This is a genomic window from Vibrio sp. FF145 (assembly GCF_041439075.1).
Classification (GTDB): Bacteria; Pseudomonadota; Gammaproteobacteria; order Enterobacterales; family Vibrionaceae; genus Vibrio; species Vibrio tasmaniensis_A.
Genome location: NZ_JBGONH010000080.1, coordinates 1 through 15,037 on the forward strand (window position 1 = coordinate 1; position 15,037 = coordinate 15,037).

Genomic DNA, 15,037 nt, shown 5'->3' on the forward strand with positions numbered 1-15,037 from the left:
GGGGATTATCTGCTAACTGCAAGATCGTTCAAGTCTTCTTAAACGATCGGCATTACCCATTGGGTGCCTTTTTTGATCGTATTCAGTCTAGTGATTAAAGTGAATGCTAACCAAGAGATTATTCTGCTTGGTGGATACTCTCTTGAATCGTCAAACGTACTTCAGGGTAAAGCATTGAGTAGAGAAGTTTAGCGAATTGCTGAGTCTTTTCTAAATCACAGTTACCATCGTTATCCAGATATTGCTGCTGTTTCAGAGTTGCGAACATCGACGCAAACACGCCTTTATCGAAGAACTCCGGTGCGTTGATACCTTGTAGGCGACCCAGTCGCTGTGCGATGTCTTGGCTCTTCTGCTCAAGGTCTGACTTATCTAGATCAGGATTCTCTGCCAATAGGTTCAGAGCAATTGAGTAGCGCTGGAGCGTTTCTGAAATCGTACGGCCTAGTAGCATCAGTGCTTGGCTGTTTGACTGGTTGATCGTTACTTGGTTGTTCGACACAACAAGCATGCCTTGACCGACTAGCTCATCAATGATGTTCGCAACCACGCTTTCAAGCTGATCTTCGTCGTAGCTTAAAAATAACTCTTTCTTTAAGAATGGGTAGATAGCTGCAACATTTTCTTGAATAGCGTCGATTGATAAACCGTGCTGACGAATGGTCATCTGAGCGATCAATGATGGCAATGCAAACAAGTGAATGATGTTATTACGATAGTAGGTCATCAGAATCGATTGGTGACGATCAAGCGAAATGATGTCGCCCATAGTGTCTGATTCAATTAAGAACTTGTTCAATGACTCTGCGTGTTTTACTAAGTCTTCAGCGCTGTCTTTAGGCACTGTGAATGTATCTGAATAAGGCACATTCTTAAGTAGAGACAGGTAGCAGTTGATCTGAGAAACCAAAGAGTCACGAGACAATGCGCGCTGTCTTGAAGCCAATAGTGCCGTTGCACAAAGAGTCAGGGCATTGGTCGCTGCCGCATCGTTAATGTGCGTCATCATTTTGGTTGCCAAGTCATTAACCACCGGGTTCATCCATTGTGGTTTGCTGGTTCCCATTGGGTCGATATCTTTAGTCCACTCAGGAGCATGTTCGTTCAGATATTGGTTAAGCTGAATTGGCTCACCGAAGTTCACATAACCTTTACCAAAATTGCGCAGCTTACGCAGAGTTCGAATCACAAGGCTCGCATTCTCTTTCTCTTTGCGCTTACCACGAAGCTCTTTGGCGTAAGTAGCCACTTCCATTACGTGCTCATAGCCGATGTATACAGGAACCAAAGTCACCGGACGGTTCATGCCGCGCAGCATTGCTTGGATTGTCATCGCTAGCATGCCGGTTTTCGCCTGCAATAGACGACCTGTACGAGAGCGACCACCTTCACTGAAGTATTCTACCGAGTAACCTTTAGCGAATAATTCCGCTAGGTATTCGCGGAAAATAGTCGAGTACAACTTGTTGCCTTTGAAGCTACGACGAATAAAGAACGCACCACCATGACGGAAAATAGGGCCGGCAGGGAAGAAGTTCAGGTTGATACCTGCTGCGATGTGCGGAGGCACCATGCCTTCATGATAAAGCACATAAGAAAGCAGTAAGTAATCCATGTGACTACGATGACAAGGTACATAAACGATCTCGTGACCATCTTGAGCCAGCTTACGAACGGTTGAAGCGTTGCTGATATGCAGGCCTTGGTACAACTTATTCCACAACCAACCAAGAATCTTTTCACCGCGTTTGATTAGCGAGTAAGAGAAGTTCGCAGCAATCTCATCCATGATGTCTTGAGCTTCTTTGCTCGCTTTCTCTATGGAAATATTTTTTGATTCAGCTTCATCTTCTATCGCCTTTTTGATTGCTTCTGACTTTAGCAGGCGGTCGAACAGAGCTTGGCGGCTTGGTAGATTTGGGCCCGATGCTGCAAGCTTTTGACGAGAGAAGTGAATGCGTGCCACGCGCGCCAGTTTATGCGCGATGGTGCTGTCGGTGCCGTGTGAGTTAGCCATGTATCGTAGAGATACCACTGGGCTAAAGCGAACCAGACAGTCACGACCTGCTAGCAATACAGCTTTCGATTTCTCTAAGCCGTTCATTGCTTGTAGGTAAGGCTTCTGGTTATTCTCTTTACCAGGCTTTCGACCCCACAATACGGTGGCAGGGATAACTTGAACGTCGAGCTCGGAGTCTTCTGCATGCAGTGAAAGCAGTTCAGAGAAGACTTCAATTGATGAGCTTGGTACATAATCATCGTCTTGCAGTAGAGTTTTGCGAGAAGAGATAAAAACGTAGCGTTGCAGTGATTTGCCATTGATTTCAAGTTTGCTCAACGGATCAGGCAACCCTAGTTCAAGTGCATGTTTTTGCAATGTAAGAATGTCTACACTTGAGCGAAACGGTAAGGCGTATACAATCGGTTTGCTCAAATCAATGTTCAAATCCTCTACAGGGTTTGAAGGGATTGATGTGCTCTTTACCAATAGGGATAAAGGTAGCTTCATTAATGAACGTGAAAAAGATTGTCCAGAAGACATATAGGTTCACTGCCTCAATAGTTATTTCAATGTGCTCAAGCGTATCTCTATTTCTATAATGAGAGGATAAATCCTATGAGTGAAATAGGGATAAGCCTAGGCGTAAATTTAATCGATGCAAGAATACCAGAAACTGGTCTAACCTTTTAATGGAAATAGTCATATTGCCGTTAAGTTTGTGGAAAATCATTCATCGACTGATTGAGTATAGAGTTAAAAATGACCAAAAAATCAAACACCGGATTCAAACGTATCGTCAAAGCGGCGGGCTTTTCATGGCAAGGCATCACGAGCTCGTTTAAAAACGAGGCTGCATTTCGACAAGAAGTCTTTATGGCCGCAGTGCTTATTCCGTTGGCGTTCTACTTAGATGTAAACCAAGTTGAGCGAATCTTAATGATTTCAGCCGTCGTGTTGGTGATGGTTGTCGAGTTGATTAATACCGCGATTGAAGCGGTCGTTGACCGAATCGGTAGCGAACATCATGAGCTTTCTGGGATGGCGAAAGATGTTGGCTCAGCTGCCGTTTTTATCTGTTTAGTATTAGCTGGTTACGTGTGGTTAGAGATCTTATTTTTGTAATTCGCTAAAAATGAACTAAAAACAACCAATTGCTTTGCTTTTGTTCAGTTACTGGATATACTCACAGTCAACTGTATAAAAAGACAGGTGAATCATGAAGCCGTTAACGCCCCGCCAGCAACAAGTTTTTGACCTTATCAAAAGTAAGATCGAAGATTGCGGTATGCCACCGACTCGTGCAGAAATCGCACGTGAACTTGGCTTCCGCTCTGCAAATGCTGCAGAAGAACATTTGAAAGCTCTTGCTCGTAAAGAAGCGATTGAGATTATCCCGGGTGCGTCTCGCGGTATTCGTATTTTGCTTGAAGATGCAGCGAATGAAGAGCAAGGTTTACCATTAATCGGTCAGGTTGCCGCTGGCGAGCCTATTTTGGCTCAAGAGCATGTAGAAATGCATTACCAAGTTGACCCAGGTATGTTTAAGCCACAAGCTGACTTCTTACTTCGCGTAAATGGCGAAAGTATGAAAGACATCGGTATTATGGATGGCGATTTACTGGCCGTGCATAAAACACAAGACGTGCGTGATGGACAAGTTGTCGTGGCTCGTGTCGACGATGATGTAACGGTAAAACGCCTAGAGCGCAAAGGTTCTACCGTTTTGTTGCATGCTGAAAATGAAGAGTTTTCTCCAATTCACGTGGACTTAGAATCCCAACACTTGTCTATTGAAGGACTTGCAGTTGGTATTATTCGTAACACGGACTGGATGTAGTCAGTGCAAACAGCTTATTGATATTTACTCTCAATAACTTGTTATTGTAATTGATATTCATTATCATCTTCTTTGTCGAGATACAAGGAAGATGATGATGCCAAACCCAACCAAACCTCAAATGAAGCCGCTTATTCGTAAGTCGCACACCTATGATCAAAAGGCTTCTTCTGATCTCGGGTCAGCACATCAAGAATTCCAAGTACCGACGAATCTTGTTCAACACCTTTGGTTTCGCAGCCGCGAAAGCCTAGCCGATGACGGTCTTGTTTATGACCCTATTGCAGCACAAGCCTGCAAGCGTTGCCAACTCGCACCTGAATGCCTTACCGGTGAACTCGACCAGCAACAACTCCTTTACGCGACACTGACTCAACTTTGTGACTCTCAAGTTCAACAGTTTTTATCTCATAACCCAGATGCCTGGATTATTAACGTGGGAGCAGGGCTCGATACCCGTTTCTACCGTTTAGATAATGGCCGCTGTCATTGGGTTGAGCTAGATGTAACCGAGAACTTAGTTTGGCGACAACGCCTGTTCCACAAGAATGAACGCTACCGTCTAGAGTGTGGCTCGGTGGATGACCTGACCTGGTTGGATGAACTTAATATTCCAGAACAAGCCTCAGTGATGGTGGTGTGTGAACATGCTCTGCTGGATTGCAATGAACAACAGACGGCGAACTTTATTCAGTCTTTGAGCCGTTATTTTACCCACGCACATGCGTGTTTAGTGTTAGCTGGAGATAAAAGCTCTAGTGCTCTGGGGCAAAAGCTCGGTTCTGGAAAATACGCACATGGCTTATCTTCTCCGATAGACAGCGTCCTTAATTGGCTGCCATGGGCTCAGTGGGTAAAAGCGTTTTCTCCACTTGACCAGCAGTGTAATCGTTGGAAATTGTGGCAGCGACTTCTTTGTAAAATCTCTCAGGTCAAAAAGCGTTTAACGCCGCAGTTAGTGCTTGTTAAGTGGTAGTGCTAGCGGTTCTGTTGGCAGGTATCTGAATACTTGCCTCGTTATAGCTATTCGTTATCGATAAAAGGCAAGCGCCTCCCCACACCATAGTGAAAGCCCACTCACTAGGTTAAACTATCGCCTCTAATCTAAGAGGTGATCGTGAAGTTATTTAATCCCCAAACTATTTTTCAAACGTTATCCAATCAGGCGATGCACAAAAAAGTGCTGTTGCTCGCGATCCCGATGGTTCTTTCTAATATTACGGTTCCACTGTTGGGCTTAGTCGATGCTGCGGTTATCGGTCACTTAGAGCATTCTTGGTATTTAGGTGGTGTCGCTTTGGGTGGGACTATGATCAGCGTGACCTTTTGGTTGCTTGGTTTCCTACGAATGTCGACGACGGGACTGGCCGCGCAATCTTATGGGGCGAACGATGGCAAGCAACTTGGTTTAGTCTTTGTGCAAGGCGTGACCATGGCGCTAGGGTTTGCTGGTTTCTTCTTGCTATTGCATAGCTTTGTTGCGGATGCGGTTTTCTCTCTGAGTAGTGCCAGTGACCAAGTGAAACACTATGGTCAGCAATATTTCTCTATCCGAGCATGGAGTGCGCCTGCTGCGTTGACTAACTTTGTGCTGTTAGGTTGGTTACTCGGAACCCAAAATGCCAAAGCACCCATGTGGATGGTGATCATTACTAATATCACCAACATCGTTTTAGATATCGTATTTGTGATTGGCCTCGGCTGGCAAGTGGAAGGCGCAGCATTGGCATCTGTAATGGCTGATTATGCCGGTTTAACATTTGGCCTGATTTGTGTTTACCGAATCTGGGTGAAGAAGCAGTTACCATCGCCATGGGATCTGCTTAAGAAAACCAGTCAAGGTTTGAGTCGTTTCGTAAAACTGAATCGCGATATCTTCCTTCGTTCACTATGCCTACAAACGACTTTCACTTTCATGACCTTCCAAGGTGCAAGCTTTGGCGATGATGTTGTTGCGGCCAATGCAGTGTTAATGAGTTTCTTGATGATCATCTCTTATGGGATGGATGGTTTTGCCTATGCAATGGAAGCTATGGTTGGTAAGGCGATAGGCGCGAAAGATAAAGAAGAGCTTAATCAGTCTTTAATTGGTACTTTCTTCTGGAGCTTTAATATTTGTTTGGTGCTGACCACAGTATTCGCGATCGCTGGGTCTAATTTAATTAATATGATCACCACTATCCCAGATGTAAAAAGCCAAGCTGAGGTGTATCTGCCTTGGTTGATCGCAATGCCACTGGTTTCAATGTGGTGCTTCTTGCTGGACGGTATCTTCGTAGGCGCAACCAAAGGCAAAGATATGCGTAACAGTATGTTTGTTGCGACCTGCAGTTTCTTCGTAATTTTCTACTTAGCATCAGGTTTTGATAACCATGCGCTGTGGCTAGCAATGTTGAGCTTTATGGCGGTGCGTGGCATCGGTCTCGGTGTTTTATTTATTTCTCAGTGGAAGAAAGGTGAGTTTCTCGCCTAGCTTAGGTAGCTTAGTTCAGAGAACGAAAAATAAAACAGCAAGCTCATGGCTTGCTGTTTATGTATTTGGCCTACAGGTGGTCAAATAGTCCTGTTGGTTCTTTGTTTAGAACAAACGGTTAAGTCCGTTAAGCGCTGCTACGCGATACGCCTCGGCCATCGTCGGATAGTTAAAGGTGGTATTCACAAAGTATTCGATGGTGTTGGCTTCGCCTTTTTGTTCCATGATCGCCTGGCCAATGTGAATGATTTCAGCGGCACGTTCACCAAACACGTGGATACCTAAAATCTCTTTAGTTTCACGATGGAAAAGTATCTTCAAGCTACCAATATCTTTACCTGCAATTTGAGCGCGAGCTAAGTGCTTGAATGAAGAACGTCCCACTTCATACGGTACTTTAGCTGCAGTAAGCTCTTGCTCGGTTTTACCGACAGAGCTGATCTCAGGAATGGTGTAGATACCTGTTGGGATGTCTTCGATAAGGTGTCGTTCTGCTTCACCTTTCACCACGGCTTGGGCCACAAATCGACCTTGGTCATAAGCAGCACTTGCTAGGCTAGGATACCCAATCACATCACCGACAGCGTAAACATGTTCAACACTGGTTTGGTAGTTGCTGTTGACTGATACTTGTCCACGAGAGTCCGCTTCTAAGCCAACCGCACCAAGGTTCAGTTTATCAGTATTACCCGTTCGACCATTGGCATACAGTAGGCAATCGGCACGCATTTTTTTACCTGACTCTAGATGAATGATTACACCATCATCTGTTCCTTCAATTTTCTCAAAGGTCTCATCGTTACGAATAACAACACCACTGTTCCAGAAGTGGTAAGAAAGTGCATCTGAGGTTTCGTTATCTAAGAAGGACAACAGGCGATCGCGAGTATTAATGAGATCGGTTTTAACGCCTAAACCGCGAAATATAGAGGCATATTCACAGCCGATAACACCAGCACCATAGATGATGATGTGCTGAGGATCGTGTTTAAGAGAAAGAATTGAATCGCTGTCGTAGACACGTTCATGCATGAAGTCGACGTTGTCTGGCTGATAAGGACGAGAACCTGTCGCGATAACAAATTTGTCTGCGCTGTAGTGTTCTTCAGTACCGTCGCTTTGCATTACGGAGATCGTGTGGGTATCGATAAAACGTGCAGTACCGAAGACTAACGTGCATTGGTTGCGATCGTAGAAACCTTGGCGCAAGCGAGTCTGTTTGTCGATGACCGATTTAGCATGCCCCAGAATATTGGAAAATGTTGAGTGGATACTTTTATTGTTCTGACAAAACAGAGGGTTACTGTTGAATTCAATAATACGACTTACGGCATGACGCAGTGCTTTGGAAGGAATAGTCCCCCAGTGGGTACAACCACCACCAACGCTGCTCTCTTTTTCAATGATAGCAACGTTCAACCCGGCTTTGGTTAATCCCATCGCTGCCCCTTCTCCTCCGGGGCCACTACCAATTACGATTACATCAAAGTGGTTGGAGTGCGACATAGATATCTTCCTTGTTATATTTGATTAACATTGCTTTAGCGAGATTTTAACTGATTCTGTTCTTGGGTACATGAAAAGGGCATCAGAGAGTCGGTGAGATCACGTCATGCTACTGAAAAAATAATATTTGGTATGTCGTATGTCTCCAAATGACGGTGCGGATATTGAAATGTTTTCTTTGAACGTATTTACTTCGATACGTGAACAAAGAGGTGTGTTTAGTGTCTTATATAACCAGAGTGCCTTATATAAGTAAGTGATTCGCGTTATATTGAATAGAGTATTAGACATGCCTGTTTAGGCTGTAAAAGAAGATGTTGATAAAGTATGAAACCAATGGGCATTCGCGCACAGCAAAAAGAAAAGACTCGTCGTAGCTTAGTCGATGCGGCATTTAGCCAACTCAGTGCCGATCGTAGTTTTTCTAATCTAAGCTTGAGAGAAGTCGCTCGTGAGGCTGGAATAGCTCCGACTTCCTTTTATCGCCATTTCAAAGACATGGATGAGCTTGGCTTAACCATGGTCGATGAAGGTGGCTTATTGTTGCGTCAGTTGATGCGTCAAGCTAGGCAACGCATAGTAAAAGAAGGCAGTGTGATTCGCACATCGGTTGAAACCTTTATGGAATTCATTGAAAGCAGCCCTAACGTATTCAGACTGTTATTGCGAGAGCGCTCAGGAACTTCATTTGAGTTTCGTGCAGCGGTAGCTCGTGAGATACAGCACTTCTCTGCTGAGTTAACCGAATATTTGATAACGACTGGCATGACAAGAGACGAAGCTTTTACTCAAGCGGAAGCCTCCGTCATCTTGGTTTTTAACTCAGGGGCAGAAGCATTAGATTTAGATCGACGTCAGCGAGATGAATTGGCTGAGCGTTTGATCATGCAATTGCGAATGATGGCCAAAGGGGCTTTTTGGTATCGTAAAGAACGTGAACGTAACCGATTAAAAGGCGGGATTGAATAATGTCGAATGAAAATAATACTGTAAACCGTGGTTCTGAAAGAAAGACACTCGTACTTGCTGTTGTAGCAGGTGTGTGTGGTGATGCACTGCTATCTTGGGTAACAATGAGCGAAGTGGGCTTCTCTATTTTCCCGCTGATTGCTTTAGTGTTGGCTGTACAAGCGCTATACCAAGAATACCTAACAAATCCAGTATCTGAAGATATTCCGTTAGTGGGTTTAGCTTGTTTCTTTGTAGGTGCATTTGGCCACTCGGCTTTTGTGAAAGCACAACACCCTGATGCCGGGTCAAACTTCTTTGCGATTATCGTTGCGATGCTACTGCTCGCTTGGGTAGGTAAGAAGCTAGGCTTTATCGGTAAAACCGCTTAAATCAATCTATAAATAAAAAAAACGAGCCAATTGGCTCGTTTTTTTGTATCTGCTGCTTCGACTTCGACCTAGAGAGCTAGGCTTACGCTTTACGCTCTAGGAATACACCGGCTTCCATGTGGTGCGTATAAGGGAACTGGTCAAATAGAGCAAAACGAGTTATGTCGTGTGTTTCGCTTAGAATGTCTAGGTTCTCTTTCAATGTCTCAGGGTTACAAGAGATGTACATGATACGCTCGTAGCCTTGAACCATCTTACAAGTATCGACATCCATACCTGAACGCGGTGGATCAACAAAGATAGTGTTGCAGTTGTAGCTCTTAAGATCGATGTTCGCTTGCTGTAGACGACGGAATTCACGCTTGCCTTCCATTGCTACGGTAAAATCTTCTGCAGACATTCGGATGATCTGAACATTTTCAATGTTGTTCGCCGCGATGTTGTATTGCGCAGATTCTACTGACGGTTTCGCCAGTTCAGTTGCCAGTACACGCTCGAAGTTTTGTGCTAGCGCTAATGAGAAGTTACCGTTACCACAGTAAAGCTCAAGCAAGTCGCCTTTGCTGTCCTGAGTACAGTCGACAGCCCATTCCAGCATTTTCTCTGCTACTTTGCCGTTTGGTTGAGTAAAGCTGTTCTCTACTTGTTGGTAGATGTAGCTATCACCATTCACGTCTAGCTTTTCAATTACATAGTCGCGATCCAGTACAATTTTCATCTTACGCGCACGACCAATCAGGTTTAGGTTAAAACCTTCATCGTTTAATTGCTGCTTAAGTGCTTTAGCATCTTGAATCCACTGTTCACCTAATTGGCGATGGTAAAGCAGTGACACCAAAATCTCGCCGCTTAATGTAGAAAGGAAGTCTACTTGGAATAGTTTGTGGCGTAGAGAGTGGTTGTCCTTCATTGCATCCGTTAATAGAGGCATTAGGTCGTTGATCAGGCGGCTAGCCGCTGGGAACTGGTCTACGCGGTATTTTTCTTTGGTCTCTTGATTGAACATGACGTAATACATATCGTCACCTTCATGCCACACGCGGAACTCTGCACGCATGCGGTAGTGTTGTTCTGGAGATTCATACACTTCCAGCTCAGGCACATTATATTCTGAGAACATTTCAGTAAGACGCTCAGTCTTTTCTGCCAGTTGTTCTTGGTAGCGTTGCGGGTTTACTTCTAAATTCGCCATTGTTATGCCTTTTGCTATCGTGCTTTTAAATCAAGAGCGCAGATTTTATTCAATCACAGGCGCTTGTCCAGTGTTGAGAGCCATTCAGTCTAAATAGACGACGAAAACTATAGCTTATAACTATCTTAGACTAGACAAATGATTCATAGGTCAATACTATTTCCGGCAAGCTGGTGCCATGTGGATGTATAGATGGCTGAAGAGGGAATCTGGTGAAAATCCAGAACTGACGCGCAGCGGTAAAAGAGAACGAGTATTCATAGACACTGCAAATAGCATTTTGTGGGAAGTCGAATATTAGGTAACCGAAAGGTTGTGCTCTTAAGTCCGAATACCTGCCAGCGGCTAAGCCATACAATGTGGTTTGGTAGGACTTTACGCGATTTAGGATCACAACATGAACAAATCCCTTTTAGCGGTTGCTATAGCATCGCTGCTTTCACCTATCTCCAATTTACACGCACAAGAAGCATCTGCTGACGAAACCATGGTCGTTACGGCTAACCGTTTTGAGCAGTCTGTGGGTCAAGTTACAGCAACTGTCGATATTGTGACTAAAGAGCAAATTGATAACCTGCAAATCAAATCTCTAACGGAAGCTTTAGCATTATTACCTGGTGTGCAAGTAACGCAAAATGGCGGACGTGGACAAAACAGTTCAGTCTTTGTTCGCGGTACCTCATCGAATCAAAGCATTGTCCTCTATAACGGGGTGAGAATTGGTAGTGCGACAACTGGTAGTGCGAACTTCTCAGCTATTCCTCTAAGCGGCGTTGAACGTATCGAGTTAGTAAAAGGTGCTCGTGCTGCGGTATATGGTGCTGATGCAATAGGTGGTGTAATTAACATTATTACTTCATCAGGGGCTGATGTTGACTCTGGTACTGTTCAAGTTGGTGCTGGTACTGATAACTATCGCCAAGGCGCAGCTGGTGTGAGCTCTAAAGTTGGTCAGAACTCTTGGATCAATATGTCTGTAAACACTGAAGCGTCAGATGGTTTTGATGTCGTAGGCACTGGCCTGGCTCAACCTGATGAAGATGGCTATAGCCGTCAAGACTTAACGCTTGAGGTTGGGACAAACTTTTCACCTGAGTGGTCTGCTAAAGTGATGGGCTTCTATCATAAAGGCGTGACTGAATATGAAAGTTATAAGGACTTTTCAACAGGTAAGCTATCAGCTGATGAGCAAGAATCTATTCTTTTCAACTACGCAGCGCTTGTTGCATATAATGGTGAGAAGTATCGTTCATCTTTGTCTGTATCAACTAACCGCGACGATAGTAACAATAAAGGCGGTCAAGTTCCGGGTAGCCACTTAATCACTGATCGCCATGCTCTTAACTGGCTGAACTCTTATCAGTTATCTGAGATCTTTGTACTTAATGCAGGCGTTGACCTAACTAAAGACACCGTGGCTGATTCCAAAATTTGGAGCAGCAATAGTTACCAGAAATATGACGGTACTAGTCGTAAGAATAATGCAGTATTCGCTTCGGCTTTCTATGACAATTCAGGTCTGCAAATTGAAGCAAGTGTTCGTCATGATGACAACGAAGTCTATGGCGGAAAGTCGACATGGCAGCTAGGAACTGGTTATCTTGTTAATCAGAATTGGCGTTTGATTGCGTCTGGTGGTACTGCCTTTCGAGCTCCGACATACAATGACTTATTCTGGCCTGGCTATGGTAAGAGTGACTTGAAACCAGAAGAGTCTTTGAGTTTTGAGGCTGGATTTGAGTTCTTCTCTGACGTATCAGATATACGCGTTGTAGGTTATTCAAACAAAATTACTAATTTGGTAAGTTATCAGTCAAAAGGTGAAGCTTTAAAGAATTCTGATGCGACAATACGTGGTATTGAAGTAAGCTCGCAGTTTGAGACTGGCGTGATTTCACACTCAGTGTCGCTAGACTTCCTAGACCATAACAACAAAATCAATGTTGCTGGTTATGGTCAACCAGAAGACATTCAAGATAAAGAGCTGTCTCGTAGAGCAAACTTTGCAGCGAAATGGTTGGTCAGCTATGAACACAATGACTGGCGTGGTGATTTGAGCTATCAGTATCAAGGTAAACGCTATGACGATGCAAAAAATACGGTGGAACTTGAACCGTATAGCCTCGTGAACTTTACACTAGCTTACCAGTTGACCGAACAATGGAAACTACGAGCTAAAGTTGAAAACTTGTTTAATACTCAATACCAAACGGTGGATAAGTATGAAACGCAAGATCAAGCATACTACCTAAATGCTTCATACCAGTTCTAACTGGTATGCAAACCGCCTTCGGGCGGTTTTTTCTTATTGGATATATCAATGAAAAAGAAAGTCGTCATGAGTTGGTCGTCAGGTAAAGACTCTACGTTAACGTTAGAGCGCCTACTTGAAAGCACCGAGTATGAAGTTGTTGCTCTGTATACTACGTATGTTGGAGATGAAGTTCCTTTCCAGGTCACTCCTATTGAGGTAGTTGCAATGCAAGCTCGATTGGTCGGTTTACCATTAATCATGATTGAGCTACCGGAAGTCTTCCCAAGTAATGAGGTTTACCAAAGTACGATTGTCTCGGCACTTAAAGATTCTAGCTTATCAATCGATGCGGTCGCGTTTGGAGATATGTTCTGTAATGGCATTGCCGATTACCGAAGAAGTTATATAGAACCAGCTGGTTGGGAGTGTGTGTTTCCCCTAATGGGAGGGAGTAGTCAGGTACTTGCGAGTGAAATAATAGACAGAGGAATCGAAACCTTTCTCGTCACGGTCGATACCGATGCATTAGACATGAGCTATTGCGGGAAAGAATACACGTTTGAGCTAATCGACAGTTTACCGAGTCACGTCGACCCATGCGGCGAAGATGGTGAGTTCCATACTTTAGTAACGTCAGCGCCATGCTTTAAAGGAAGGCTTAAGATAGAGCTGGAAAATGTAGAGCAGGGTGAGCGCTTTGTGCATCAACGCTACCGAGCCTGCATTATGTAGAGTGATGATTGGCGAAAACTAAGTGAAGGGGTATCATTGCAACGGAACTTATTACAGGTAATGGTTGTGTCGGAAAGCATACAAAAAAACATATTGATCTTTGATTCTGGAGTTGGCGGTCTGTCCGTATATAAAGAGATAAGCCACTTACTACCGAATCATAACTATACTTATGTATTCGATAATGAGGCTTACCCATACGGTGAGCTCGACCAGCAAGTCCTTATCCACAGAGTTCAAAGCATCGTCGCCAGTTTTGTGGCTAGCCACGCTATTGATATTGTGGTGATAGCCTGCAATACAGCAAGTACAATTGTGTTACCTACACTAAGGGCTAATAACCCAATCCCTATTGTCGGGGTTGTTCCGGCAATCAAGCCAGCATCGCTACTTGCCAATAAAGCCGTTGGTCTTATTGCAACACCCGCAACGATTACTCGTGAATACACACACGAGCTCATCAAAAACTTCTCTAGTAATAAAAGAGTTGAGCTTTTAGGTTCTACTCAGCTGGTGGATATGGCCGAAGATAAACTCCGAGGAGAGGCGATTAACCTTGAAGAGCTGCAGCAAATCCTTCAACCAATGATCAACACAATTGATGTGGCTGTTTTAGGGTGTACTCATTTCCCACTGATCAAATCAGAGATTCAGCAAGTGCTAGGTAAAAACGTGATGTTGATTGATTCAGGTAAGGCTATTGCTAAGCGGGTTCAAGATTTATTGGATTTAGAGAGCAGTACTGAAGAAGGGGGAGTGCGTGAGGCTTTTTGTAGTGCACTTCCTAAAAAAGAAAGTGCACTAAATAGTATGCTGAAGCAGTTAGGGTTTAGCTCAGCTCAGCTTCGTCCGTTTCTGGATGTTTAGGATCGTTTGCAACGCGTACTTTTAAAGTACGTTGCATGTAATCTTTATCGTTAAGCTCTGAAATAGCATGATTCACATCATTACTTGCCATAACAACAAATCCAAAACCTCTTCTTTTACCAGTACGCTTGTCTTTCATTAAACGTACAGCAAATACTTCACCATATTCAGAGAACAATTCACGTACATGTGATTCATTCGCTTTGTATGGAAGGTTACCCACATAAAGTGTTTTTGTTGAAGCCTTAGGTTCTGACTCTGATTTTGAGTAGGTGCTTGAAAAATTAACAACAAAAGCGGAAGCCAAGACACCAAGGATAAAGGTAATTGCAGGCGATATATCTACCTGAGAGAAAACAATGCCGCCCAATACAGCTAGCGCGACAATTAACAACATCGATTTTTTTGAGTTCATATCGGAATACTACATATTAATAAACGAAATATACGCATCTACCATTAACAAAATAGACACATGAATCTTACGTTCATGGCTTCCATTTTGCCAATGTATTGCTGTGATACGTCTCAAATGTTTAGTTTTTATTCGAAAAATGCGGATGTGGTGGCTTTTTAGGCGAACAAAACTTTTATTTTAAAAAGCTCTTGTGCTCTATATCGAACTCTCTATAATGCCGCCTCACCGACAAGGAGTGAGACGAAAGTCACGCAGCGAAATCGGTAGAGAATAAGAGTTTGAAAATAACCCTTGACTCTCTAAGTGGTGCAGGTATAGTACGCACCCCTAGCGACTGAGATGTGAGTCACAAAACGCTAGCGCTCTTTAACAATTTAAACCTATCAATCTGTGTGGGCACTCGTTGATGAATATCA

Annotated in this window: 13 protein-coding genes and 1 riboswitch; of the genes, 9 read left to right on the top strand and 4 right to left on the bottom strand. The window is 43.8% G+C overall.

All coding sequences use genetic code 11. From position 1 onward, the window contains the following. Positions 1–118: 118 nt before the first annotated feature. On the bottom strand, positions 119–2,542 hold the full coding sequence (gene plsB, locus ACED42_RS20530) for a glycerol-3-phosphate 1-O-acyltransferase PlsB (protein ID WP_371703964.1): 2,424 nt from the start codon (positions 2,540–2,542) through the stop codon (positions 119–121). A gap of 219 nt (positions 2,543–2,761) precedes the next feature. Between plsB and ACED42_RS20535 the strand changes: the two genes are divergently transcribed. The 4 genes from ACED42_RS20535 (at position 2,762) to dinF (ending at position 6,312) form a co-directional block, all read left to right on the top strand. After that, positions 2,762–3,124: a diacylglycerol kinase gene (locus tag ACED42_RS20535; RefSeq protein ID WP_029223019.1), complete on the top strand. Its 363-nt coding sequence runs from the start codon at positions 2,762–2,764 to the stop codon at positions 3,122–3,124. A gap of 94 nt (positions 3,125–3,218) precedes the next feature. Next, entirely contained in the window at positions 3,219–3,839 is a 621-nt protein-coding gene (gene lexA, locus ACED42_RS20540) for a transcriptional repressor LexA (RefSeq protein WP_009848249.1), read from the top strand. A gap of 97 nt (positions 3,840–3,936) precedes the next feature. After that, positions 3,937–4,815, top strand: a complete 879-nt coding sequence (locus ACED42_RS20545) for a class I SAM-dependent methyltransferase (protein WP_009848250.1) — start codon at positions 3,937–3,939, stop codon at positions 4,813–4,815. A gap of 141 nt (positions 4,816–4,956) precedes the next feature. Then, the gene (gene dinF / locus ACED42_RS20550) at positions 4,957–6,312 is read left to right on the top strand and encodes an MATE family efflux transporter DinF (protein WP_032555306.1); all 1,356 of its coding nucleotides are present in this window, start codon (positions 4,957–4,959) and stop codon (positions 6,310–6,312) included. 105 nt (positions 6,313–6,417) lie between these two features. On the opposite strand, the gene sthA is transcribed toward dinF, so the two are convergent. Further along, complete coding sequence (gene sthA / locus ACED42_RS20555) at positions 6,418–7,818, bottom strand: Si-specific NAD(P)(+) transhydrogenase (protein WP_009848252.1); 1,401 nt, start codon at positions 7,816–7,818, stop codon at positions 6,418–6,420. A gap of 327 nt (positions 7,819–8,145) precedes the next feature. On the opposite strand from sthA, the gene fabR reads away from it, so the two are divergent. Continuing rightward, positions 8,146–8,787 (top strand): HTH-type transcriptional repressor FabR, encoded by a 642-nt coding sequence (gene fabR / locus ACED42_RS20560; protein WP_009848253.1) that lies wholly within the window; start codon positions 8,146–8,148, stop codon positions 8,785–8,787. Continuing rightward, entirely contained in the window at positions 8,787–9,158 is a 372-nt protein-coding gene (locus tag ACED42_RS20565) for a YijD family membrane protein (RefSeq protein WP_004736696.1), read from the top strand. Before fabR ends, ACED42_RS20565 begins: the two co-directional genes overlap by 1 nt. A gap of 82 nt (positions 9,159–9,240) precedes the next feature. On the opposite strand, the gene trmA is transcribed toward ACED42_RS20565, so the two are convergent. After that, positions 9,241–10,350, bottom strand: coding sequence for a tRNA (uridine(54)-C5)-methyltransferase TrmA (gene trmA / locus ACED42_RS20570; protein WP_371703966.1), 1,110 nt, complete (start codon positions 10,348–10,350; stop codon positions 9,241–9,243). A 154-nt stretch (positions 10,351–10,504) separates the two neighbouring features. Next, positions 10,505–10,708: riboswitch (cobalamin riboswitch) on the top strand. A 39-nt stretch (positions 10,709–10,747) separates the two neighbouring features. Here trmA and ACED42_RS20575 point away from each other — a divergent pair. From ACED42_RS20575 to murI, 3 genes are read left to right on the top strand one after another with little or no spacing between them, the layout of a single operon-like run. Further along, positions 10,748–12,622 (top strand): TonB-dependent receptor domain-containing protein, encoded by a 1,875-nt coding sequence (locus tag ACED42_RS20575; RefSeq protein ID WP_371703968.1) that lies wholly within the window; start codon positions 10,748–10,750, stop codon positions 12,620–12,622. Positions 12,623–12,670: 48 nt separating this feature from the next. Then, on the top strand, positions 12,671–13,336 hold the full coding sequence (locus tag ACED42_RS20580) for an ATPase (protein ID WP_371703969.1): 666 nt from the start codon (positions 12,671–12,673) through the stop codon (positions 13,334–13,336). Positions 13,337–13,396: 60 nt separating this feature from the next. Further along, on the top strand, positions 13,397–14,203 hold the full coding sequence (gene murI, locus ACED42_RS20585; protein ID WP_029225473.1) for a glutamate racemase: 807 nt from the start codon (positions 13,397–13,399) through the stop codon (positions 14,201–14,203). On the opposite strand, the gene ACED42_RS20590 is transcribed toward murI, so the two are convergent. Beyond that, on the bottom strand, positions 14,166–14,618 hold the full coding sequence (locus tag ACED42_RS20590; RefSeq protein ID WP_371703971.1) for an RNA recognition motif domain-containing protein: 453 nt from the start codon (positions 14,616–14,618) through the stop codon (positions 14,166–14,168). The genes murI and ACED42_RS20590 overlap by 38 nt on opposite strands. Positions 14,619–15,037 lie beyond the last annotated feature (419 nt).